Genomic DNA, 20713 nt, shown 5'->3' with positions numbered 1-20713 from the left:
CGGCAGCGACCGGAAAATGTGACGGTTCCCGCTGGCCGGCAACAGCCGTCCCTGCCGCCCGGCGGGCGGCCGGCGCCGGGCGGGTCAGCGGGTGGGTACGTACAGCTGCTGCCCCGGCAGCACGGCACCGGCAGGAAGGTTGTTGAGCTGGACGATGTCCGCCACAACATCACGGGCGTCGCGCTCCGGCGCCACCTCACCTGCAATGGACCAGAGCGACTGCCCGGGCTGCACTGTCAGGGTGACGGCGGGCGTCAACCGGAGGTCCGCGGCGGAATCCGAGGCCTTGGCCGGGGAATTGAAGAGCCCGGACAGGGACATCGCCAGGGACAGGAGCAGCACCGCGAGGAGCATGGCCGGAATCCCGATCAGGACGATCCGGCCGCGTCGGGTCAGCCGGAGCGGCGCGGCCGGCACGCCGCAGCCGGAGCGCCGCGCCCGGGGCTGGGACAGCAGCGGGGGCATGGGCAGCGGCCGCGGACGGGAAACCTGGGGAAGAGATAAAGCTGACATGAACTTAGCCCTCCTGGACCAATACTGTGCTGCAACCAAACCGGCCGGGTGCCGGCGGAAATGCCTTCCGCACCCGCCGCGTCCACCCTGTCGACGAACGCCCCGGAAGCGTTTTTCCGGTGGCATCTTCGAACGGAAGGACGCGGACTAGAACACATGTTCGAACTTTGCTGGTTCAGTTTTAGCACTTATCAACGAACAATGTCGAGACTCGCTAGAACAAATGTTTGAAAATGCGATGTGGCTGGCCTAGCTTTGACATCAAGAACAACCACTCTGAAAGTTGACCAGCAGGGTCTGACATTGATGGTGGGGGATCCTCCGGGCCGCGCCGTTGCACAGTGCGCTGCCCGAGGTCCGGTGGCAACCGAAAGGCATTGGCGTTTATGGCAGCAGCAGCCGCCGGAGGCAGGACGGCCCCGCAGCACAAGAGGACCGCCAAGGGCCTGACACCCCGGCAGAAGAAGATCCTCGAAACCATCCAGCGGTCGGTCAACGAGAACGGTTACCCGCCCTCCATGCGCGAAATCGGTGACACCGTCGGCCTCGCCAGCCTGTCCAGCGTGACCCATCAGCTCTCGCAGCTGGAAAAGCTCGGCTACCTGCGCCGGGACCCGAAGCGGCCCCGGGCCATGGAAGTACTGATGCCGCTCACCCTGGACCGGGGCGCCGGCAAGGCAGACGCCTCAGCCGCTCCGCAGGCTCCCGGTGCGGGGGCAACCATCACCGAACTGCCCACTGCGCTTGATACGGCCATGGTTCCCCTCGTGGGGCGCATTGCCGCGGGCGGGCCCATCCTTGCAGACCAGGTGGTTGAAGATGTCATGCCGCTTCCCCGCCAGCTGGTTGGCCAGGGTGAGCTGTTCATGCTCAGGGTGGCCGGGGATTCGATGGTGGATGCTGCCATCTGCGACGGCGACTGGGTGGTGGTCCGGCGCCAGGCTGACGCAGCCAACGGAGACATCGTGGCTGCCCTGCTGGATGACGAAGCCACGGTCAAGACCTTCCGCCAGCGTGACGGCCACACCTGGCTGCTCCCGCAGAACACGCAGTACGAGCCCATCCTGGGAGACCACGCCACCATCATGGGCAAAGTGGTCTCGGTCCTGCGCTCCCTCTGACCCCCAGCTACTTCGAGGCTTCGGCCCCCAGCCTGCTCAGCGCTGCCAGGGCCTTGTCCCTGTCCGTGGTAGACCAGAACGGCGGCAGGGCAGCCCGCAGGAAACCCGCATACCGCTCGGTGGCCAGGCGTGAATCCAAAACTGCCACCACGCCCTTGTCCCCCGTTGACCTGATGAGCCGGCCGGCCCCCTGGGCCAGCCGGATTGCGGCGTGCGTGGCAGAAACGGACATGAAGCCATTGCCGCCCGCCTGCGCCACGGCCCGTGAACGCGCCGTCATGAGCGGGTCGTCCGGCCGCGGGAAGGGAATGCGGTCGATCACCACCAGGCGGCACGAGCCGCCGGGAACGTCCACGCCCTGCCACAGCGACATGGTTCCGAACAGGCAGGTGTCCGGTTCGTCGGCGAATTGCTTGACGAGCGCCGTCATGGTGGATTCACCCTGGCACAGAATTTTCACACCCACCGTCGCGCGGAGGGCATCCGCGGCTTCCTCGGCCGCGCGGCGCGACGAAAAGAGGCACAGCGCGCCCCCGCCGGAGGCCTTGATGAGCGCCTCCAGTTCGGCCAGCGCTTCGGGCGAAACACCGCGGCCCGGCTTGGGGAGGTGGCCAGCGACGTACAGGATGCCCTGCCGCGGGTAGTCAAACGGCGAACCGACATCCACCCCGGTCCAGCTGGGGGCGCCATCGCCGACCAGGCCAAGGCCGCCCGCCGCCGGTTCGAACGCGGAACCGATGGCCAATGTGGCGGACGTCAGCACCACCGTGTGCCCGGCGAACAGCCCTTCCCGCAGCCTCCCGGCGACGGAGAGCGGAGCGATGTTGATCAGCACCGGCGCGTTGTCGTCGGGCTGCGAGTACCCCTGGCCCGGGTCGAACGTGCCGGCGCGGGAGAACCAGACCACCTCGCGGTTTTCACGGGCGGCGATCAGGCGCTCACACAGTTCCAGGATCAGCATGAGCCGTGACCGGGCGAGCTGCCGTCCGCCGTCGGCCGTGCTGTTGCTGTCCCCCTTCGAATCGGACAGCGCCGCACGGCACGCTTCCCGCAACTGGTCCACGCAGTCCAGCTGTTCATCGTTCAGGCCGTTGGGCAGCAAGCCGCCCGGGGCACCGGCCAGGGCAAGCTCCAGGTTGGCGGCGGCGGCGTTCAGCGCGTCAACGGTGATGGCGGTGTGCTTCCTGGCGCCGGCGGCCGCCGCATGGACCATCGCCACGGACAGCTGGCCGGTGACGGCGCCCGTGACACGGTCCTGGAGTTCGTGCGCTTCATCCACCACCACGACGTCGTACTCGGGCAGGACTGCCAGCCCTTCGAAGGCGCTGACGGCGAGCATGGCGTGGTTGGTGACCACGACGTCGGCCTCGGCCGCGTCCTGGCGCGCCCGTTCGCTGAAGCATTCGGCGGCCATCGGGCATTTCTGTGCCCCCAGGCATTCCATCGAGGTGACCGAGACCTGCCGCCAGGCGCGGTCGGTGACCCCGGGCAGCAGTTCGTCGCGGTCGCCGGTAGCCGTCTTTTCCGCCCACTCGCGCAGGCGCACCACTTCCTTGCCGAGCTGGGATGCCGGGCCCCCCACCGCGGCAGCAAAGTGCGGGACGCTGGTGTCTTCGCCGAGGGAGAAGAGCTGGCCTTCGGCAGGCTCATCCGACGGGAAGCCGCCGTCGAGCTTGTGCCGGCAGACGTAGTTGGACCGGCCCTTGACCAGCGCCACCTTGACGGGCCGTTCGAGGGCAGGGCCGATGTTCTTCAGGAGCCGGGGCAGGTCCCTTCCCACAATCTGTGTCTGCAGCGCCAGGGTAGCCGTTGATACGAGCGCCGGCTTGTTGCTTTCCAGGGCGTGGGCGATGAGCGGCACCAGGTACGCCAGGGACTTTCCGGTGCCCGTTCCGGCCTGGACCAGCAAATGGTTCCCGGTTTCGATCGCCCGTGCCACCTGCCGGGCCATTTCGTGCTGTCCTTCGCGGCTTTGGCCGCCCATGCCCGCGACGGCCCGGTCGAGCAGCTCGATCACGAACTGCCCGCCGGGCGTTTCCGTGGCGTTGCGTGCCACGGGGTCAGTCATTGCTGGCGAATGGTTCCAGTTCGGACGCGAGGCCTTCCCGGACCATCACGACGGCCTTCGTGCCCGTCTCCCCATGGTCAAGGCTGATGATTTCCGCATCGGAGTCGTGGAGCTTGCTGATGAGGTCCCCGCGGTCGTAAGGGATAAGCAGCTCGAGCTTGACGCTGGGCCGTGGAATGGAGTCGCTGATGGCTTTCAGCAGCTCGGCAATCCCCTCGCCCGTGCGGGCCGAGACCACCACGTGCCGCGGCTCGCGCTGCTTGAGCCGCTCCACGACGAAGGGGTCGGCGGCGTCGGCCTTGTTCAGCACGATGATCTCGGGCACCTTGCGGGCGTCCACTTCGCTGAAGACCTTGCGGACCGCTGCGATCTGCCCTTCCGGGTCCGGGTGGGACACATCGACCACGTGCAGGATCAGGTCCGCATCCGCCACCTCTTCAAGGGTGGACCGGAACGCCTCCACGAGCTGGGTGGGCAGGGAACGGACGAACCCGACGGTGTCGGCCAGCGTGTACCCCAGGCCGTCGGCCGTTTCGGCTTTGCGGACGGTGGGGTCGAGCGTGGCGAACAGGGCGTTCTCCACGAGGACACCGGCGTCGGTGAGCCGGTTGAGCAGCGAGGACTTGCCGGCGTTCGTGTACCCGGCGATGGCCACCGACGGGACTTCATTACGACGGCGGTTGGCGCGCTTGGTCTCGCGGGCGGGCTTCATCGCGGCGATCTCCCGCCGCAGCTTGGCCATGCGCGTGCGGATCCGCCGGCGGTCCAGTTCGATCTTGGTTTCACCGGGGCCGCGCGAACCCATGCCTGCGGCCGCACCGCCCACCTGGCCACCGGCCTGGCGGGACATCGACTCGCCCCAGCCGCGGAGCCGTGGAAGCAGGTATTCGAGCTGGGCCAGTTCAACCTGGGCCTTGCCCTCGCGGCTCTTGGCGTGCTGGGCAAAGATGTCCAGGATCAGGGCCGTCCGGTCGATGACCTTGACCTTGACGATGTCCTCAAGTCCGCGCCGCTGGGACGGCGCCAGTTCGGCGTCGACCACCACGGTGTCCGCGCCCGTGGCCATGACGATGTCCTTGAGCTCCTGGGCCTTTCCGGATCCCAGAAAGGTGCCGGGGTCCGGCTTGTCCCGCCGCTGCACCAGGCCGTCGAGAACCTCGGAACCGGCGGTCTCGGCGAGGGCGGCCAACTCGCGCAGCGAGTTTTCGGCATCCGCCAGCGTTCCCTCGGACCAGAGGCCTGCCAGCACTACCCGCTCCAGGCGGAGCTGGCGGTATTCGACCTCGGTGACGTCCTCAAGTTCGGTGGACAGGCCGGCCGTACGCCGCAGGGCGCGGCGTTCCTCGAGGTCCTGCTGGTCGCCGTCGAACGCGCTGTGTTCCTCATCAATGCGGGAAATGGCCTGCGCTGTACCGAGGACCCGTTTTCCGTTGCCGCTGCCTTCACCGCCGGGCGTGCCGACGTTCCTGGCCGGTACGTCCTTGGCGAGGATCCGGTCGATAACAGCCTGGATTTCCGCAGGACTCATGTCCTGGGCGGCTGGATCGGAACCGGTGTTGGGCTGGCTGGTCATGGTCTCCTTTGAAGATTCGGCAGTTCCAGAATAGTGCCGATTGGTCGAGTGTGCTGAAGAATTCGCGGTGGGCTGACGAGCTGCGGTCATGCATGTCCTCCTGGTGTACTCGCGCCGCGGGCAACGATGCCGGGCGGGAAACGGGTGCCGCATCATGCGGGCGGCAGGGAAGGCCGGAGAACTGGCGGAAGTGCGGCGATGGGCTGACTTCGAGTTTGTCCGGCGTCCGGAACAAACGGCGGGCGTCTGGTCCGGGTGCACAAGCGGAAGGCGTGGTTCACCTGCATCGCTGCGGGACGGTCTGTCGCTGGAGGACAGGCTGCGGGGCGGGCAGGGCCCGCCGCGGCTACTCGAAGATCAAGAACATGCCTTCAACCCTAGCAGAGGGGATTGCGCGCGGTTTCCCATTACGCTCCAAGGGGAACTACTCTGGCCAGTTATGGAGTCCGCACACTATTTCAGCGCGTCCCCCGCCGGCCCCTTCTCCCGCAAGCCCCTCACGGTGGAACTGGCAGGCCAGGCGCGGAAGCTGCAGACGTCCACCGGCATCTTCAGCCCGGACGGCATCGACAAGGGAACCGCCGTGCTCCTGGCCGAGGTGCCGCCGCCGCACCAGGCAGGCAACCTGCTGGATATTGGCTGCGGCTGGGGTCCGGTGGCCCTCACCATGGCGCTGCTCGCCCCGCAGTCCAAGGTGTACGCCGTGGACGTCAACGAACGCTGCATCGCATTGACCAACGAGAACGCAGTGTCCCTGGGCCTGTCCAATGTCGTCGCGGGGACGCCCGAGTCAGTGGACCCCGAGGTGCGCTTCGACACGATCTGGTCCAACCCGCCCATCCGGATTGGCAAGGATCAGCTGCATGCCCTGCTGAAGCTGTGGCTTCCGCGGCTGGCCGACGGCGGGACGGCGTGGCTGGTGGTCCAGAAGAACCTGGGTTCGGATTCGCTCCAGCGCTGGCTGGCGGCCGAATTGGACGAGTCCTTCACGGTGTCCCGCGAGGCGACGTCCAAGTCGTTCCGGATCCTGGCTGTCAGGAAAGCGTCCCGCTCGCCACAATGACGGCGGGGCCGCTGAGCTCTACGTGCTCGTGGCCTCCCGGGCCGGCGAAGAACTTCACGCCCACCACGCCGCCGGGAACGTGGACGCGCCACGTGTCAGGGGCTTCGGCCCCGGCCCAGTGCCGGATGGCGACCGCGGCAGCACACGCCCCCGTTCCGCAGGACTGGGTCTCCCCCACGCCTCGTTCGTGCACGCGCATGGTGATGGTACCGATGCCATCGTGCACCAGCGGTTCGGCGGGCACCACAAACTCGACGTTGGTCCCGTTGGCAGGGACGGGATCGACCTTCGGCGCGGTGAACAGCCGGGTGCCGGCCAACTCGGATAGCTCGGCCAGGGCCACCACAGTGTGCGGGTTGCCCATGCTCACGGAGAGCGCCGGACGGGGAACCTCCAGCCCGTCGGCGGTGACCAGCGAGTCCATGGCCTTGGCGCTGGCTTCGCCGGGGAAGATGAACTCCCACGGCCCCATGTCCACCGCGTAGCCGTCCCCGGTGCGGACCACGGTCTTGACCCCGCCGCGCGTGCCGATGGTGAGCGATCCGCCGTCGGGCAGGTCGATCAGGCCCTCGCTGCGCAGGAAGTGGACGAACACCCGCACGCCGTTGCCGCACATTTCGGACAGCGAACCGTCGGCGTTGCGGTAGTCCATGAACCATTCCGCGTCCGGGGTGCCGGCGAGCAGTTCGCGGCCCTCCGGAAGGAAGCGCGAAGGCACTGCCCTGATCAGGCCGTCGGCGCCGATGCCGCGGTGCCTGTCACAGAGCGCGGCCGCCTGGCCGGCGTCGATGACCCGCGTGCCCTCGGGATCGGCGACCAGGACGAAGTCGTTGCCGGTGCCGTGCCCCTTGGAAAAGCGGAGCCCGCCCAATGTACGGAAGGCGGACTCGGGAGTTTCAGCGGGGGTGGCATCCATGGTGTCAAGCGTAGCGGCGGATGCTGCCGGTGTTGAAACCCGCCTACCTGCACAGCTCGGCGGCCTTTGCGGTGAGGTCCGGGTCCTGCCAGTCCAGCCAGCTGATGCGGGGATCGGCGCGGAACCAGGTGAGCTGCCGCCGGGCGAACTGCCGTGTGGCGACGATGGTTTCCTCTGCCGCCTCAGCGACGGTTGACAGGCCATCGACCACCCGCAGGAACTGGGAATACCCCAGGGCCCGGGAGGCCGTTTTGCCGCGCCGAAGGCCCTGTGCGTCAAGGCGCTCGACCTCAGCCAGGAGCCCGGCTTCCACCATCCGGTGCACCCGGACGGCGAGGCGCTCCCGGAGGACCTCGCGGTCCACGGTGAGTCCCAGCTGGATGGCGGGACGGTAGTACTCCCGGCGGGGCATGAACGAGCTGAAGGGCCGGCCGGTGAGTTGATGGACCTCCAGGGCACGAATGATGCGGCGGTCATCGGACAGGCGTTCCGCCGACGCGGGATCCACCGCGCGGAGCCGGTCCAGCATCGCGGCCGTCCCCTGGCCTGCCAGATCCGCCTCGAGCCGCTTCCGCAGCACCGGGTCCGTGCCGGGAAATTCCAGGACGTCCAGGGCGGCACGCACGTAGAGCCCTGAGCCGCCAGCCAGGATGGCCCGTTTACCGCGGCGGTGGATGTCGGCAATGGCTTCCCTGGCCTGGTGCTGGAAGTCGGAGACGCTGGCCTCCTGGGTTACGTCGAGGACGTCCAGGAGGTGGTGTGGCACGCCTTTGCGTTCGGCGACGGTCATCTTCGCGGTACCGATATCCATGCCCCGGTAGAACTGCATGGCATCGGCGTTGATCACTTCACCGTTGAGCTGCAGGGCCAGGCTGACGGCGAGGTCGGACTTGCCGGAGCCGGTGGGGCCGACGACGGCGATGACGGGAGGGGCCTCCACCTGTCAGCGGGTGCGCAGCGGCAGGGAGGGCATGCCGAGGGAGACACCCTTCTTGCCGGCACCGGCACCAGGAGCGGGCGCCCCGCAGGAGTCCGCCTGCGACCTGTCCCAGGCGTCACCGGCGCGGGACCGCCGGAGGCTGTAGTCCCCGATGCCGGGGTCGGCGATGAGGTGGAACGCGGCGGCCTCCGTGATGGTCACCGTGACAAGGTCTCCCGGGCGGGGCGCCGGCGCACCGTCGGGAACCGAGAAGTGCACCAGGCGCTGATCCTGGGACCGGCCGGACAGCCGGTGGGTCTCCTCTGCCTTCCGTCCGGACTGTGCGGTGACCATGACTTCCACCCTGCGGCCGAGCTGCTTGCGGTTCTCTTCCGCGGCGATGCGGTCCTGGAGGGCCGTGAGCCGCTCAAACCGTTCCTGCACCACGGCCTTTGGCAGCTGGTCCGGAAGGTCCGCGGCGGGCGTACCGGGGCGCTTGGAGTACTGGAACGTGAAGGCCGTGGCGAACCGGGACTTCTCCACGACATCCAGCGTCGCCTGGAAGTCTTCCTCCGTTTCACCGGGGAACCCCACGATGATGTCGGTGGAGATCGCCGCGTGCGGAATCTTTTCCCGGACCTTGTCAAGGATTCCCAGGAACTTGGTGGAGCGGTACGAGCGCTTCATGGCCCGGAGGATGCCGTCGGAGCCGGACTGCAGCGGCATGTGCAGCTGCGGCATGACGTTGGGAGTCTCCGCCATGGCTTCGATCACGTCATCCGTGAAGGCTGCGGGGTGGGGGCTGGTGAAACGTACGCGTTCCAGTCCCTCGATTTCCCCGCAGGCGCGCAGCAGCTTGGAGAAAGCCTGCCGGTCGCCGAATTCGACGCCGTAGGAGTTCACGTTCTGGCCAAGCAGCGTGACCTCGATGGCACCGTCGTCAACGAGGGCCTGGATCTCGGCGAGGATCTCCCCCGGCCGGCGGTCCTTTTCCTTCCCGCGAAGGGCGGGCACGATGCAGAAGGTGCAGGTGTTGTTGCAGCCGACGGAGATGGACACCCAACCCGAGTAGACGGAGTCGCGCTTGGTGGGAAGCGTGGAGGGGAAGACATCCAGGGATTCCAGGATCTCCAGCTGGGCCTCGTTGTTGTGCCGGGCCCGGTCCAGGAGGGCAGGCAGGGCGCCGACGTTGTGGGTGCCGAAGACAGCATCAACCCACGGCGCCTTCTTCAGGATGGTTTCCCGGTCCTTCTGGGCGAGGCAGCCGCCGACGGCGATCTGCATTCCCGGATTGGCTGCTTTCACCGGCGCCAGGATGCCGAGGTTGCCGTAGAGCTTGTTGTCGGCGTTTTCCCGAACCGCGCAGGTGTTGAACACCACCACGTCCGCCAGGTCGCCCTCGGCCGGCACGTAGCCGGCATCCTCCAGCATGCCGGCCATCCGCTCGGAGTCGTGGACGTTCATCTGGCACCCGAACGTGCGCACCTGGTACGTGCGCGGGCCGGTGGCCGTGCCCTGCGGGGCGGCGTCGTCCGCGGGGGTGGAGGCGCTGGAATGGGGGGAAGGGATGGTCAAACTCACCCGTTAAGGGTACCGGTTCCCCGGGGAATCATTGCCGGGATCGTGGGAATCGAGGACCTCATTGACGATCCGGAACGCCTGCGACGGCTGGTATCCCTTCCGCGCCAGCATCGACGCCAGCCGCCGGACGGCCTTCTCCCGCTCCGCCTGGCCGGACAAGTCCGTTCCGGGACGGATCTTGCGCTGGACCAGGCTGCGTGCGGCGGACTCTTCGTCAGCATCGGTCAGCTGTTCCAAGGCCGCACTGGCCGTGTCCTGGTCGATGCCCTTGTCGGCCAGTTCACGCCGGAGCGCCCCCTTGGCGAGCTTGCGCGACTGGGAGCGGCTCCTGACCCACATCTCGGCAAATTCGGCGTCGTTGATCAGGCGCGCTTCCTCGAACCTGTCCAGCACGGCCTCCGCGACGTCCTCCGGGATGTTCCGTTCGGCAAGCTTGCGGGCCAGCTGAAGCCTGCTTTTGGCGGAAGCCGTCAGCTGCCGGTACACGATCGCCTGGGCCACGGACACCGGGTCCGGCTCGGCATCCCTGGCCTGGGGATCTTCAGACACGAAGCAGCCGTCCGGCGGCCCCGGCCGGGTGCCGGTACCGGGCCGCCGCGAACGTGTCACACTCACGGTTTAGAACCCGTCGACGGCTTTCAGCTTGGGCGAATCCTTGGACTCGTCCTCGGCCGCCTTCACCCCGACACCCAGCTTCTCCTTGATGAGGCGCTCGAGTTCGGCGGCGAGTTCGGGGTTGTCCCGGAGGAAGCGGCGGGAGTTCTCCATGCCCTGGCCGAGCTGGTCACCGTCATAGGTAAACCACGAGCCGGACTTCTTGATGATGCCGTGCTCCACGCCCATGTCGATGATGCCGCCCTCACGGGAGATGCCCTGGCCGTAGATGATGTCGAATTCGGCAACCTTGAAGGGCGGCGCCATCTTGTTCTTGACGATCTTGGCCTTGGTCCGGTTGCCGACCGAGTCGGCGCCCTCCTTGAGGGTCTGGATGCGGCGGACGTCGATGCGGACCGACGCGTAGAACTTCAGGGCCTTACCACCGGTGGTGGTTTCAGGGGAGCCGAAGAAGACGCCGATCTTTTCGCGGAGCTGGTTGATGAAGATGGCGGTGGTCTTGGTCTGGCTCAGGCGGCCGGTGATCTTACGCAGGGCCTGGCTCATGAGCCGGGCCTGGAGACCCACGTGGCTGTCGCCCATGTCGCCTTCGATTTCGGCGCGGGGCACCAGCGCTGCCACGGAGTCGATGACGACGATGTCCAGCGAGCCGGAGCCCACCAGCATGTCCATGATCTCCAGGGCCTGCTCACCGGTGTCCGGCTGGGAAACCAGGAGCGCGTCCGTGTCCACGCCCAGTTTTGCGGCGTAGTCCGGGTCAAGGGCGTGTTCGGCGTCGATGAAGGCCGCGATGCCGCCGGCCCGCTGGGCATTCGCCACGGCGTGCAGTGCAACGGTGGTTTTACCCGAGGATTCCGGGCCGTAGATCTCAATGACGCGGCCGCGGGGAAGGCCGCCGATGCCAAGGGCAACGTCCAGTGCGATGGAGCCGGTGGGAATGACTTCGATGGGGGCGCGGACTTCGTCGCCGAGGCGCATCACCGAGCCCTTGCCGAACTGCTTGTCAATCTGGGCCAGCGCTGCTTCCAGCGCCTTGGCACGATCCGGGGCTGCCGCCATGGTTGACACCTCTAATGCTTTCTCGATGGTGGCCTACGCGGCCGTTTTCCTGGTCATCTCTGACGCTAAGGGGACCCACTGACATTCCGGCCGGAGGACAACGGCTATGTGGATAAACCCGATAGGAAAAGCATAGCTTTATCCGAACAGGTATTCGAAGACCGCCGGCGTGCGGCGTGTCAGCGGCAGTTCAGGCGGGGCAGCCCGCTGCCCGGCAGGTCCGGTCCCGGGCCGTCAGCTCAGTGGTCCCGGCGGGGCGGGAGGTCGCGCCCCAGCCGCCGTTCAGCGGGTACGTCCTGCACGTCGCAGACCGCGAGCCAGACCCTGCGCGGCTCCACGCCGGCGGCAAGGGCCTGGTCCGCGGTGCGGCCGCCCACGCCGGAAAGGACCAGGGTGCTGCTCAGCACCCGGGAGTAGCCCGCGCCGAACTCATCGTCCATGAGCCGCCAGTACTCGCTGATTCGCATCGGTAAATCCTCTCATGAGTGTGGACCCTAGAATTGTTGCCATGAGCAACTCCCCCGATGTCCCGTCCGAGTCCGGCGCGGGCGAAGCTGCCGACGCGGCCCTGCAGAACGTAGAACACCAGATCAGCCTTTTCTGGCGGCGGGCCCGTGCCATCTCCAACCAGCTCTCGCGCGAGGTCCACCCGGACATGGAGCCGGCGGCTTACGGACTGCTGACTATCATCCGCCGCGAGGGTCCGATCCGCCTCACCGAGCTTGCCATGAACATCGGGGTTGGCAAACCGTCGGTCAGCCGCCAGATCGCGTTCCTGGAAAGCCTGGGGCTGGTGTCGAAGGAGGCTGACCCGCTGGACCGCCGGGCCCAGTCGATCCGGCTGACGCCCAAGGGCGAAGAGAAGATGCACCAGGTGCAGGACGCCCGGCGCCAGGTTTTCCAGGAGCGGCTGCGGGAGTGGCCGGTGGCGGACCTCCAGGAACTGGCCCGGTACATGGCCAAGTTGAACTCCACCTACGAGCGGGACGGGTTCCCCAAGGAGGCGGCCGACAGGGAGGCCGCCGACAGGGAACCGGAGGGCAACGACGACAGCCAGCCGCGGGCCGCGTCCCGGACACAGGAGAACTGAGCCCGGTACAAGGCCGGACAGCGGCAGCACACGGAAGGAGCCGCCGGCGCGGCCGGCGGCTCCTTCCTAAAAGCCCGTACTTTCCAGGGCCTGGTCCAGGCTGCCCTTAGCGGGCGCCGGAGAGCAGGCCGGTGGAGAGTTCGTCGTTCAGTTCAGTGTTGAGGTCGCGTTCAAGGTCGCGACCGTAACGCTGCGAGAATTCCTGCGGGACGGTGTCCGGAACTGCGACGCCCTCGGCCACTGCCACGCGGTCGCTGACCTCACGGAGCATGCTGGACAGCGGAACATCCAGTGCCGAGCAGATCGAGGACAAAAGCTCAGATGAGGCTTCCTTCTGGCCGCGCTCCACTTCGCTGAGGTATCCCAGGGAGACACGGGCGCTGTGCGAAACTTCACGGAGCGTACGCCCCTGCCGCTGGCGGACATCGCGCAGGACATCACCGATTTCGTGACGAAGTACTACCATCTTGCGCTCCTTCTGTTCGCTCTTAGCCTGTTCGGCGAGGCCCACATCCTTCCAGCGGACAACGCCGTTTACGGATACGGGCTGCTTTACCATCTGTATCGCCTTGCTCCCTCATTGGTCAGGCCCGCCGTAAAGCGGACCATCATGGTCATTTCATCCTAGGCGCCTCCACTGTCCGGAAGCGACACAATGTAATAACTAATCGGTACTGGCTTTTGTTCCCGCCAACTTTACGCCCGGTAACTTCGGGGCGGGAACCTCAGGCAGACAGCGCCTCGAGGAGCCGCTCAAGAGCGGCGGCGCAGGCGCCGGCGCGGATGTCCGGCCGGCCGCCGGTGAAGGAATACTCAAAACCTGCAGCCCCCGCGGCCGTCGCGATGCCGATGTACACGCGGCCCACCGGCTTGCCGTCGTGCGCGTCCGGGCCGGCCACCCCGGTGGTCGCCACGCCGACGTCGGCCCCCAGGACAGTGCGCGCACCTGCTGCCATGGCGCCGGCGACGTCCGGATCGACCGACCCTGCGCGGGCCAGCAGTTCGGCCGGCACATGCAGGACGTTCTCCTTGACCGAGTTCTGGTAGGCCACTACCCCGCCCTGCAGCATGCCGGAGGCGCCGGGAGTGTCGGCGAGCACGGCAGAGACCATTCCCGCGGTCAGTGATTCAGCGGTGGCGACCGTCAGCCGCGATTCGAGGGCCTGGCGGACCGCCTGCGCTGCAAGGAGGTGGAGGTTGCTCATTCCTGCTCCTGTCCTTCCGGCGCCCGCCCCGTGGCGGCTCCCGCCTCCCGTTTGCCCCTGGCGCGCAGGCGTAGCGCTTCAATGACGTATTCGACGCCGGTCCACAGCGTAATGGCCACCGCCGCCATCATGACGGAGAACGAAATCCAGGACATCCACGGGGCGAACGCCCCCAGCGGCAGGAGGTAGAGAAAGATCGCCGCGGTCTGCACCACGGTCTTGAGCTTTCCGCCGCGGGACGCAGGGATGACGCCGTAGCGGATGACGAAGAACCGCAGCCCGGTGATACCCCATTCGCGGACCAGGATCACCAGCGTGGCCCACCAGGGCAGCTCACCCAGCAGGGACAGCATCACCAGGGCAGAACCGGTCAGGAGTTTGTCGGCGATGGGGTCGGCGATCTTGCCGAAGTCCGTGATGAGGTTGCGGCTCCTGGCGATGTCGCCGTCGAGCTTGTCCGTGTAGATGGCGACGGCGAACGCGAGCACCGCTGCCCAGCGCCAGGGCCCGGAGGTGCTGTGCAGCCCGGGGGCGTCCGCCACGAGGAACCACACGAAGAACGGAACCAGCGCGATGCGGATCATGGTCAGGACATTGGGAAGGTTCCAGACCCCCGCCCCGCGTGGGCGGGCGGCGGCTGCATCGGAGCTAGTCACGGTTCTAGGCTACAGTCCCCGGGCTAGCGCCCGGTGAGGGACCAGGCGTCTTCGGACCCGTCGTCGTCATCGCCATAGCCGCCGGGCGCCGAATCCGAGCCGTCGTAATATTCAACGTTCTGCTTCCGCTTATCCAGGTCTGCCGCCACGAGGTCTTCGGCGTAGCCGCCCTGGGCGATGTTCGCGTTGGCGTTGTCGCTCAGCGCCGCCGTCTGGGAATCCGGCGCGGCGGGGGCTTCCTGGCCCTTCATGGCAGCGAGGACGGCGGCGAGGTCGTCCGGTTTGACGAGGACGTCGCGGGCCTTGGAGCCTTCGGAAGGGCCCACCACCCCGCGTGACTCGAGCAGGTCCATGAGCCGGCCGGCCTTGGCGAACCCGACCCGGAGCTTGCGCTGCAGCATGGACGTGGAGCCAAACTGGGTGGTGACCACCAGTTCCGTGGCCTGCAGCAGCACCTCGAGGTCGTCGCCGATGTCGTCGTCGATCTGCTTCTTTTCCGCTTCGGGAGCGACGTCGTCCCGGTAGACGGCCTGCAGCTGGCCCTTGACGTGTTCCACCACTTTGTGGATCTCCGATTCGGAGACCCAGGCACCCTGGACGCGCATCGCCTTGGACGCGCCCATGGGCAGGAAGAGCGCGTCACCCTGGCCGATGAGCTTCTCGGCGCCGGGCTGGTCCAGGACCACGCGGGAGTCGGTGACGGAGGACGTGGCGAACGCCATGCGGGAGGGCACGTTGGCCTTGATCAGGCCGGTGACCACGTCCACGGACGGACGCTGGGTGGCGAGGACCAGGTGGATGCCGGCGGCACGGGCCAGCTGGGTGATGCGGACGATGGAATCTTCGACGTCGCGCGGGGCCACCATCATGAGGTCCGCGAGTTCGTCCACGATCACCAGCAGATAGGGGTAGGGGCGGATGACCCGCTTGGAGTCCACCGGCGGCTGGACCTTGCCGGCGCGGACCGCCTTGTTGAAGTCGTCGATGTGCTTGAAGCCGTAGTTGGCGAGGTCGTCGTAGCGGGCGTCCATCTCGCGGACCACCCATTGCAGGGCCTCGGCGGCCTTCTTCGGGTTGGTGATGATGGGCGTGATGAGGTGCGGCACGCCTTCGTAGGCGGTCAGCTCCACGCGCTTGGGGTCCACCATGACCATGCGCACCTCGTCCGGGGTGGCGCGCATGAGGATGGAGGTGATCATCGAGTTTACGAAGGAGGACTTACCGGCGCCGGTGGCGCCGGCCACCAGCAGGTGCGGCATCTTGGCCAGGTTGGCCACCACGTAGCCGCCCTCGACGTCCTTGCCTACGCCCATGACCATCGGGTGGTCGGTCCGGCGTGCGTTCTGGCTGCGGAGCACGTCGCCGAGGGAGACGGTCTCGCGGTCGGTGTTGGGGATCTCGATGCCGATGGCCGATTTGCCGGGGATGGGGCTGAGGATCCGCACGTCGCTGGATGCCACGGCGTAGGAGATGTTCTTGGACAGCGCCGTGACGCGCTCCACCTTGGTGCCGGGCGAGAGCTCAATCTCGTACCGCGTCACGGTGGGGCCCCGGCTGAAGCCGGTGACGGTGGCGTCGACGTTGAACTGCGTCAGGGTGTCGGTCAGGGCGGCGACGACGGCGTCATTGGCTTCGGTGCGTTCCTTCGGGATGGATCCCGGGGTCAGGAAGTCCGAGGCAGGCAGGGTGTACGTGACGTCGCCCGCGAGTGACAGCTGCTCAGTCCGCTGCGGGATGGGGACGGGCGGCGGGGCGGGCGCCACGGGGTTCGACGGAACGGTGGGCGCAGCCGCGGGCTTACCGGGGGCAGCGGCGCCGGGAACAACCAGCGGGATGGCCTCCGTGGCGTTGTCCGGTGTGGCCGGGGAGGATGGCGCCTTGCCCAGGCCCTGCGCCGCCTTGATCTTCTCGACGGCGATCTCCGCCTGGGTGGGGCGACGCACGCCGGGAGCGGGCCGCGCCGGCCCGGTCTGGTCGTCGTCGTCAATGACTGCGTGCTCGAAGGCTTCGTCGCCCACGTAGCCGTCCAGGCCGGCGTCGGGCTCCTCGTCCTTGCCAAAGAGCCTGCGTTTCTTTTTCTTGGGGGCGGCCGGGGGTGTCCGGTCCAGGTAACTGCGGTCGTGGATGTCCCCGGCCTGGTCCTGCTCCATGAGGTCGATGCCCATGAGGTGCTCGTAGGCGCCGCGCAGGCGCCGGGGAATGGCCGTGAACGGGGTGGCGGTGATGATCAGCAGCGACACGAAGGCGAGCAGGGAGTACAGGACCACCGGGACGGCCGGGTGGATCGCCGCCAGGGGCGTGGCCGCCAGGAAGCCCAGCATGCCGCCGGCCTGGCGGAGCCCGTCGAAGCCCTGTGCGACGGTGGGCTGGCCACCGAGGATGTGGGCCATGCCGCACCCGGCGAAGGCCATGATCAGGAAGCCGATACCCACCCTGTTGTTGCCCCGGCCGTCGTCGGGCTGCCGGAACAGCCGGAACGCGCAGACGAAGAGCATGAGGGGCAGCAGCAGCGAGATCCAGCCGAAGGTTCCGTTGACCACGGCATACACGGCATCGGGGAACCAGCCGGTCAGGCCCCACCAGGCGAAGGTGGCGATGAAGATTCCGAGCGCGAGGTTGAAGAGGGCGGCGCCGTCACGGCGCTCCTCCGGGGGAAGGTCGCTGACGTCGTGCCCGATCCGGCGCACTCCCCCGCCGACCAGGTGACCCAGTCCCAGCCACGCCCCGCCGACCACGCGGAGCAGCCAGGGCTGGTGGTGTTCGACGGCGGGAAGCTGGCGGGTGCGTGCAGTGCCGGACGAGCCGCTGCCGCGTCCGGACCTGCCGCCGGTGGAGCCGGTTCCGCGGCCTGTGGAGCTGCCGGACTTGCTGCCCGGGCCGCCCCTGCCGGTACCTTTGGGCGCGGAAGTAGTGCGTGTGGCCATGCTTCCACGCTACCGGAACAAGGCTCCCATTCCCGGGATATCGGGCTTCCCCGGCCAGCCCGGCGGGATGCGCGAAGGGCCCGGTTCACGAAGAACCGGGCCCTTCGACAGGCAGTGTTGGCAGGCTCCGCCCGCGGGCCGGCGCCGGGTGTTATTCCCAGTGCCGCCTGTCAGGCTTCGAGGACCACCGGGATGATCATCGGCTTGCGGCGCAGCTTGCGGTTCACCCAGGTGCCCACTACGCGGCGGACCACCTGCTGGAGCTGGTGGCTGGTGTGGTCGGCGTGGTTCTGGACTGCCTCCTCCAGCGCCGCGTTGATCTTCGGGATGATGTCGTCGAAGACCGAATCGTCCTCGGCAACACCGCGGGCGTGGATCTCCGGCCCGGACACCACCTTGCCGGTGGCTCGGTGGATGACGGTGATGATCGAGATGAAGCCTTCGTCGCCGAGGATGCGGCGGTCCTTGAGGTCGGCGTCGGTGATCTCGCCCACGCTGGAGCCGTCGACGTAGACGAAGCCGACTTCCACCTGGCCCACAATGTCGGCCTGGTGGTCACGAAGATCGATGACCGTGCCGTTGTCCGCGAGGATGACGCTGGCTTCCGGGACACCGGACTCGATGGCGATCTTTCCGTTGGCGATCAGGTGGCGGGTTTCGCCGTGCACGGGCATGGCGTTGAGCGGCTCAAGGATGTTGTAGCAGTACAGCAGCTCCCCGGCGGCGGCGTGGCCGGACACGTGGACCTTGGCGTTGCCCTTGTGGATGACGTCCGCGCCGAGCTTGAGGAGCCCGTTGATGATCCGGAACACCGCGTTTTCGTTGCCGGGGATGAGGCTGGAGGCCAGGATGACGGTATCACCGTCGCCCACCACCACGCGGTGGTCCCCGTTGGCCATCCGGGACAGCGCGGCCATGGGTTCGCCCTGGGATCCGGTGGACATCAGCACCACCCGGTTGTCCGGGAGGTTGTCGATGTTCTTGATGTCAACGATCAGCCCGGCCGGCACATCAAGGTAGCCGAGCTTTTCCGCGATGGCCATGTTGCGGACCATCGACCGGCCCACGAAGGCCACCTTGCGGTTGTGCTTGGCGGCCGCGTCCAGCACCTGCTGGACCCGGTGGACGTGGGAGGAGAAGGACGCCACGATGATTCGCTTGGTGGCCTGGCCGAACAGCCGCTCCAGTGTGGGACCGATTTCCTTTTCGGCGGTGGTGAACCCGGGAACGTCCGCGTTGGTGGAGTCGGACATGAACAGGTCCACGCCCTCTTCGCCGAGCTTGGCGAAGTGCCGCAGGTCGGTGATGCGGCCATCGAGCGGGAGCTGGTCCATCTTGAAGTCGCCGGTGTGCAGGACGGTGCCGCCCGCCGTGCGGATGAACACGGCCAGGGCATCGGGAATGGAGTGGTTGACGGCCACGAACTCACATTCGAAGGGGCCGAACTTCTCCACCTGGCCCTCTTCCACGGTGAGCGTGTAGGGCCGGATGCGGTGCTCCTGCAGCTTCGCCTCGATCAGGGCAAGGGTCAGCTGGGAGCCCACCAGCGGGATGTCGTTGCGCAGCCGCAGCAGGTACGGGACAGCGCCGATGTGGTCCTCATGGCCGTGGGTCAGGATCACGGCCACGACGTCGTCCAGCCGGTCCTCGATGTAGGAGAAGTCCGGCAGGATAAGGTCAACGCCGGGCTGGGTTTCCTCGGGAAAGAGGACACCGCAGTCCACGATCAGCAGTTTGCCGTCGATTTCGAACACGGCCATGTTCCGGCCGATCTCCCCCAGCCCGCCGAGCGGGACGATCCGTAGCGTGCCCTGCGGCAGGCGGGGAGGGGTGACAAGGCCGGTGAGGGCAGTTTGGGTCATATTGCACTACTTTCCAGGCGGAAGGGTGCCGGTCTTACCTCAGGAGAAGACCAGCCCCGCTTCCGCCAAATCCCCGCGGATGGTTTCGATCTCGGTTTCGTCCGGCTCCACGAGGGGCAAACGGACAATCGAGTTGGGCAGGACTCCCTGCCATTTAAGAATCTGCTTGGCCGCCACGGCGCCCTGGACCCGGGTCATGGTGGCGCGAACCACCGGCTGGAGCTCGAAGTTGATCTTGCGGGCGGTGCCGAGGTCGTTGGCGTTGACGGCGTCGATAAGCTCGCGGAAACGGCGGGTGGCCACATGCGTGGTGACACCCACCAGACCGACGGCGCCCAGTGCCATCCAGGGCAGGGTGAGTCCGTCGTCTCCCGAGTAGAAGAGCAGGTCGGTTTCCGCCATGACGCGCGTGGCGGCCGTGAGGTCGGCCTTGGCGTCCTTGACGGCAACGATGTTGGGGTGCTGGGCCAGCCGGATCATGGTGTCCGGCTCGATCGGAATGGAGGACCGGCCAGGGATGTCGTAGAGCATGACGGGAACATCCACGGCGGAGGCGATGGTCTCGAAGTGGGCGCGGACACCGGCCTGGCTGGGCTTGTTGTAGTACGGGGTCACCAGCAGGAGGCCGTCGACGCCGAGGGCTGCGGCCTGCCGGGACAGGTGGACCGAGTGCGCGGTGTCGTTGGTGCCGGTACCGGCGATGATGGCGGCGCGTCCGCCGACGGCATCCTTGACCGCGCGGAACATGCCGAGGTTCTCTTCATCCGTCAGCGTGGAGGTCTCGCCCGTGGTGCCGGTGACCACCAAGCCATCGCAGCCGTCGTCGACCAGCTTGGTGGCCAGCGCTGCCGCCTGGTCGTAATCCACGGCGCCGTCCTTGGTGAACGGCGTGACCATGGCGGTCAGGAGGGTACCGAGGGCAGGGATGTGCGCGGAAGAGTCAGCCATGGAAAAAACGTTACCCTGTCCCCGGCTGGTTAGGACAATGCCACGGGCGTGACAAGCGTCAAATAGTCTGGCTGCCAGGCCGCGGCGCGTCAGTTCCGGCATTGCAGTAGCGTCCGACGGCGGCCTGCCGCAGGTCCTCCGCCCAGGTGACGAGCCGCTGGGCCGCCCGGACGTAGTGGAACAGCTCCACGGGAGTCAGGGCGTCGAGGTCCGTCTCAGACAGGCGCCGGGCCAGCTCCGCACCCTCGGGCTGGGCATCGAGGGTGGTGCCTTCGCTCTCCCACTGGACGTCCGCCGCCGGATGCCCGGCCACGAGCTGCCGGAACAGGTAGTCCACCACTCCCGGGCTCATGGCCTTCAGCACTCCGCCGTCCCCGGCAGCAGCCCGGCCGAGGGCACCAGCCTCCGGACCGTCGACCCCGGGATGGCCGGCCGCCACGCTCCCCGGCGGCCGCCCTCCCGGCTGCCGCTTGTCGGGCTGCTGCTTGTCGGAGAACCGATCGTCGGGGTGCCTGTTGTCGGGGCGCCTGTGGGGTTGCGGAGAGGGCGTGAGCATGGAGCCATGGTATTCGAACATATATTCGAATACAAGGGTGCGGA

General features: G+C 67.5%; 19 protein-coding genes. 3 read left to right on the top strand and 16 right to left on the bottom strand.

Annotated features, from left to right (window positions below; genetic code table 11):
* Window positions 1-84: 84 nt before the first annotated feature.
* A complete protein-coding gene (locus tag ACYSM9_RS13090) occupies window positions 85-465 on the bottom strand; it encodes a LysM peptidoglycan-binding domain-containing protein (RefSeq protein WP_461857433.1) in 381 nt (126 codons plus the stop codon).
* A 434-nt stretch (window positions 466-899) separates the two neighbouring features.
* Between ACYSM9_RS13090 and lexA the strand changes: the two genes are divergently transcribed.
* Window positions 900-1634 (top strand): transcriptional repressor LexA, encoded by a 735-nt coding sequence (gene lexA / locus ACYSM9_RS13085; RefSeq protein ID WP_461857397.1) that lies wholly within the window; start codon window positions 900-902, stop codon window positions 1632-1634.
* Between the two features lie 7 nt (window positions 1635-1641).
* Here the strand turns inward: lexA and ACYSM9_RS13080 are convergent, their stop codons facing one another.
* Together ACYSM9_RS13080 and hflX are read right to left on the bottom strand one after the other, a co-directional pair.
* Complete coding sequence (locus tag ACYSM9_RS13080; protein ID WP_461857396.1) at window positions 1642-3702, bottom strand: ATP-dependent DNA helicase; 2061 nt, start codon at window positions 3700-3702, stop codon at window positions 1642-1644.
* Entirely contained in the window at window positions 3695-5275 is a 1581-nt protein-coding gene (gene hflX / locus ACYSM9_RS13075) for a GTPase HflX (RefSeq protein WP_461857395.1), read from the bottom strand. The genes ACYSM9_RS13080 and hflX overlap by 8 nt, the downstream gene beginning before the upstream one ends.
* Window positions 5276-5714: 439 nt before the next feature.
* Between hflX and ACYSM9_RS13070 the strand changes: the two genes are divergently transcribed.
* On the top strand, window positions 5715-6338 hold the full coding sequence (locus ACYSM9_RS13070; RefSeq protein WP_461857394.1) for a class I SAM-dependent methyltransferase: 624 nt from the start codon (window positions 5715-5717) through the stop codon (window positions 6336-6338).
* Here ACYSM9_RS13070 and dapF read toward each other — a convergent pair.
* The 6 genes from dapF to ACYSM9_RS13040 form a co-directional block, all read right to left on the bottom strand.
* Window positions 6310-7254: a diaminopimelate epimerase gene (gene dapF / locus ACYSM9_RS13065; RefSeq protein WP_461857393.1), complete on the bottom strand. Its 945-nt coding sequence runs from the start codon at window positions 7252-7254 to the stop codon at window positions 6310-6312. The two genes, ACYSM9_RS13070 and dapF, sit on opposite strands and share 29 nt — an antisense overlap.
* Before the next feature lie 43 nt (window positions 7255-7297).
* The gene (gene miaA / locus ACYSM9_RS13060; protein WP_461857392.1) at window positions 7298-8194 is read right to left on the bottom strand and encodes a tRNA (adenosine(37)-N6)-dimethylallyltransferase MiaA; all 897 of its coding nucleotides are present in this window, start codon (window positions 8192-8194) and stop codon (window positions 7298-7300) included.
* 3 nt (window positions 8195-8197) lie between these two features.
* Window positions 8198-9754 carry a tRNA (N6-isopentenyl adenosine(37)-C2)-methylthiotransferase MiaB gene (miaB, locus tag ACYSM9_RS13055; protein ID WP_461857391.1) on the bottom strand — a complete coding sequence of 519 codons (1557 nt, stop codon included), beginning with the start codon at window positions 9752-9754 and terminating at the stop codon, window positions 8198-8200.
* Window positions 9755-9757: 3 nt separating this feature from the next.
* Entirely contained in the window at window positions 9758-10303 is a 546-nt protein-coding gene (locus ACYSM9_RS13050) for a regulatory protein RecX (protein WP_461857390.1), read from the bottom strand.
* A 69-nt stretch (window positions 10304-10372) separates the two neighbouring features.
* Window positions 10373-11428 (bottom strand): recombinase RecA, encoded by a 1056-nt coding sequence (gene recA, locus ACYSM9_RS13045; RefSeq protein WP_461857389.1) that lies wholly within the window; start codon window positions 11426-11428, stop codon window positions 10373-10375.
* A gap of 239 nt (window positions 11429-11667) precedes the next feature.
* Window positions 11668-11895 carry a DUF3046 domain-containing protein gene (locus ACYSM9_RS13040; protein WP_461857388.1) on the bottom strand — a complete coding sequence of 76 codons (228 nt, stop codon included), beginning with the start codon at window positions 11893-11895 and terminating at the stop codon, window positions 11668-11670.
* A 41-nt stretch (window positions 11896-11936) separates the two neighbouring features.
* On the opposite strand from ACYSM9_RS13040, the gene ACYSM9_RS13035 reads away from it, so the two are divergent.
* A complete protein-coding gene (locus tag ACYSM9_RS13035) occupies window positions 11937-12518 on the top strand; it encodes a MarR family winged helix-turn-helix transcriptional regulator (RefSeq protein WP_461857387.1) in 582 nt (193 codons plus the stop codon).
* Between the two features lie 106 nt (window positions 12519-12624).
* Here the strand turns inward: ACYSM9_RS13035 and ACYSM9_RS13030 are convergent, their stop codons facing one another.
* The 7 genes from ACYSM9_RS13030 to ACYSM9_RS13000 form a co-directional block, all read right to left on the bottom strand.
* The gene (locus ACYSM9_RS13030) at window positions 12625-13077 is read right to left on the bottom strand and encodes a helix-turn-helix domain-containing protein (RefSeq protein WP_018771597.1); all 453 of its coding nucleotides are present in this window, start codon (window positions 13075-13077) and stop codon (window positions 12625-12627) included.
* A gap of 166 nt (window positions 13078-13243) precedes the next feature.
* Entirely contained in the window at window positions 13244-13723 is a 480-nt protein-coding gene (locus ACYSM9_RS13025; protein ID WP_461857386.1) for a CinA family protein, read from the bottom strand.
* A complete protein-coding gene (pgsA, locus tag ACYSM9_RS13020; protein ID WP_461857385.1) occupies window positions 13720-14379 on the bottom strand; it encodes a CDP-diacylglycerol--glycerol-3-phosphate 3-phosphatidyltransferase in 660 nt (219 codons plus the stop codon). Before pgsA ends, ACYSM9_RS13025 begins: the two co-directional genes overlap by 4 nt.
* 23 nt (window positions 14380-14402) lie before the next feature.
* Entirely contained in the window at window positions 14403-17303 is a 2901-nt protein-coding gene (locus ACYSM9_RS13015; protein ID WP_461857384.1) for an FtsK/SpoIIIE family DNA translocase, read from the bottom strand.
* Window positions 17304-17473: 170 nt separating this feature from the next.
* A complete protein-coding gene (locus tag ACYSM9_RS13010) occupies window positions 17474-19165 on the bottom strand; it encodes a ribonuclease J (RefSeq protein ID WP_043455217.1) in 1692 nt (563 codons plus the stop codon).
* 39 nt (window positions 19166-19204) lie between these two features.
* Window positions 19205-20113, bottom strand: coding sequence for a 4-hydroxy-tetrahydrodipicolinate synthase (dapA, locus tag ACYSM9_RS13005; RefSeq protein ID WP_221383783.1), 909 nt, complete (start codon window positions 20111-20113; stop codon window positions 19205-19207).
* A 58-nt stretch (window positions 20114-20171) separates the two neighbouring features.
* A complete protein-coding gene (locus ACYSM9_RS13000; protein WP_461857383.1) occupies window positions 20172-20669 on the bottom strand; it encodes a hypothetical protein in 498 nt (165 codons plus the stop codon).
* Window positions 20670-20713: the final 44 nt, after the last annotated feature.

The organism is Arthrobacter sp. C152, assembly GCF_054890965.1.
Note: the sequence above shows the minus strand (reverse complement) of the source record. Positions and strands in the feature narration are given on the sequence as shown.

Bases quoted from the DNA above. Each gene is read 5' to 3' on its own strand.
- ACYSM9_RS13090 (WP_461857433.1), bottom strand. From the start codon at position 465: ATGCCCCCGCTGCTGTCCCAGCCCCGGGCGCGGCGCTCCGGCTGCGGC.
- lexA (WP_461857397.1), top strand. From the start codon at position 900: ATGGCAGCAGCAGCCGCCGGAGGCAGGACGGCCCCGCAGCACAAGAGG.
- ACYSM9_RS13080 (WP_461857396.1), bottom strand. From the start codon at position 3,702: ATGACTGACCCCGTGGCACGCAACGCCACGGAAACGCCCGGCGGGCAG.
- hflX (WP_461857395.1), bottom strand. From the start codon at position 5,275: ATGACCAGCCAGCCCAACACCGGTTCCGATCCAGCCGCCCAGGACATG.
- ACYSM9_RS13070 (WP_461857394.1), top strand. From the start codon at position 5,715: ATGGAGTCCGCACACTATTTCAGCGCGTCCCCCGCCGGCCCCTTCTCC.
- dapF (WP_461857393.1), bottom strand. From the start codon at position 7,254: ATGGATGCCACCCCCGCTGAAACTCCCGAGTCCGCCTTCCGTACATTG.
- recA (WP_461857389.1), bottom strand. From the start codon at position 11,428: ATGGCGGCAGCCCCGGATCGTGCCAAGGCGCTGGAAGCAGCGCTGGCC.
- ACYSM9_RS13040 (WP_461857388.1), bottom strand. From the start codon at position 11,895: ATGCGAATCAGCGAGTACTGGCGGCTCATGGACGATGAGTTCGGCGCG.
- ACYSM9_RS13035 (WP_461857387.1), top strand. From the start codon at position 11,937: ATGAGCAACTCCCCCGATGTCCCGTCCGAGTCCGGCGCGGGCGAAGCT.
- ACYSM9_RS13030 (WP_018771597.1), bottom strand. From the start codon at position 13,077: ATGGTAAAGCAGCCCGTATCCGTAAACGGCGTTGTCCGCTGGAAGGAT.
- ACYSM9_RS13025 (WP_461857386.1), bottom strand. From the start codon at position 13,723: ATGAGCAACCTCCACCTCCTTGCAGCGCAGGCGGTCCGCCAGGCCCTC.
- ACYSM9_RS13015 (WP_461857384.1), bottom strand. From the start codon at position 17,303: ATGGCCACACGCACTACTTCCGCGCCCAAAGGTACCGGCAGGGGCGGC.
- ACYSM9_RS13010 (WP_043455217.1), bottom strand. From the start codon at position 19,165: ATGACCCAAACTGCCCTCACCGGCCTTGTCACCCCTCCCCGCCTGCCG.
- dapA (WP_221383783.1), bottom strand. From the start codon at position 20,113: ATGGCTGACTCTTCCGCGCACATCCCTGCCCTCGGTACCCTCCTGACC.
- ACYSM9_RS13000 (WP_461857383.1), bottom strand. From the start codon at position 20,669: ATGCTCACGCCCTCTCCGCAACCCCACAGGCGCCCCGACAACAGGCAC.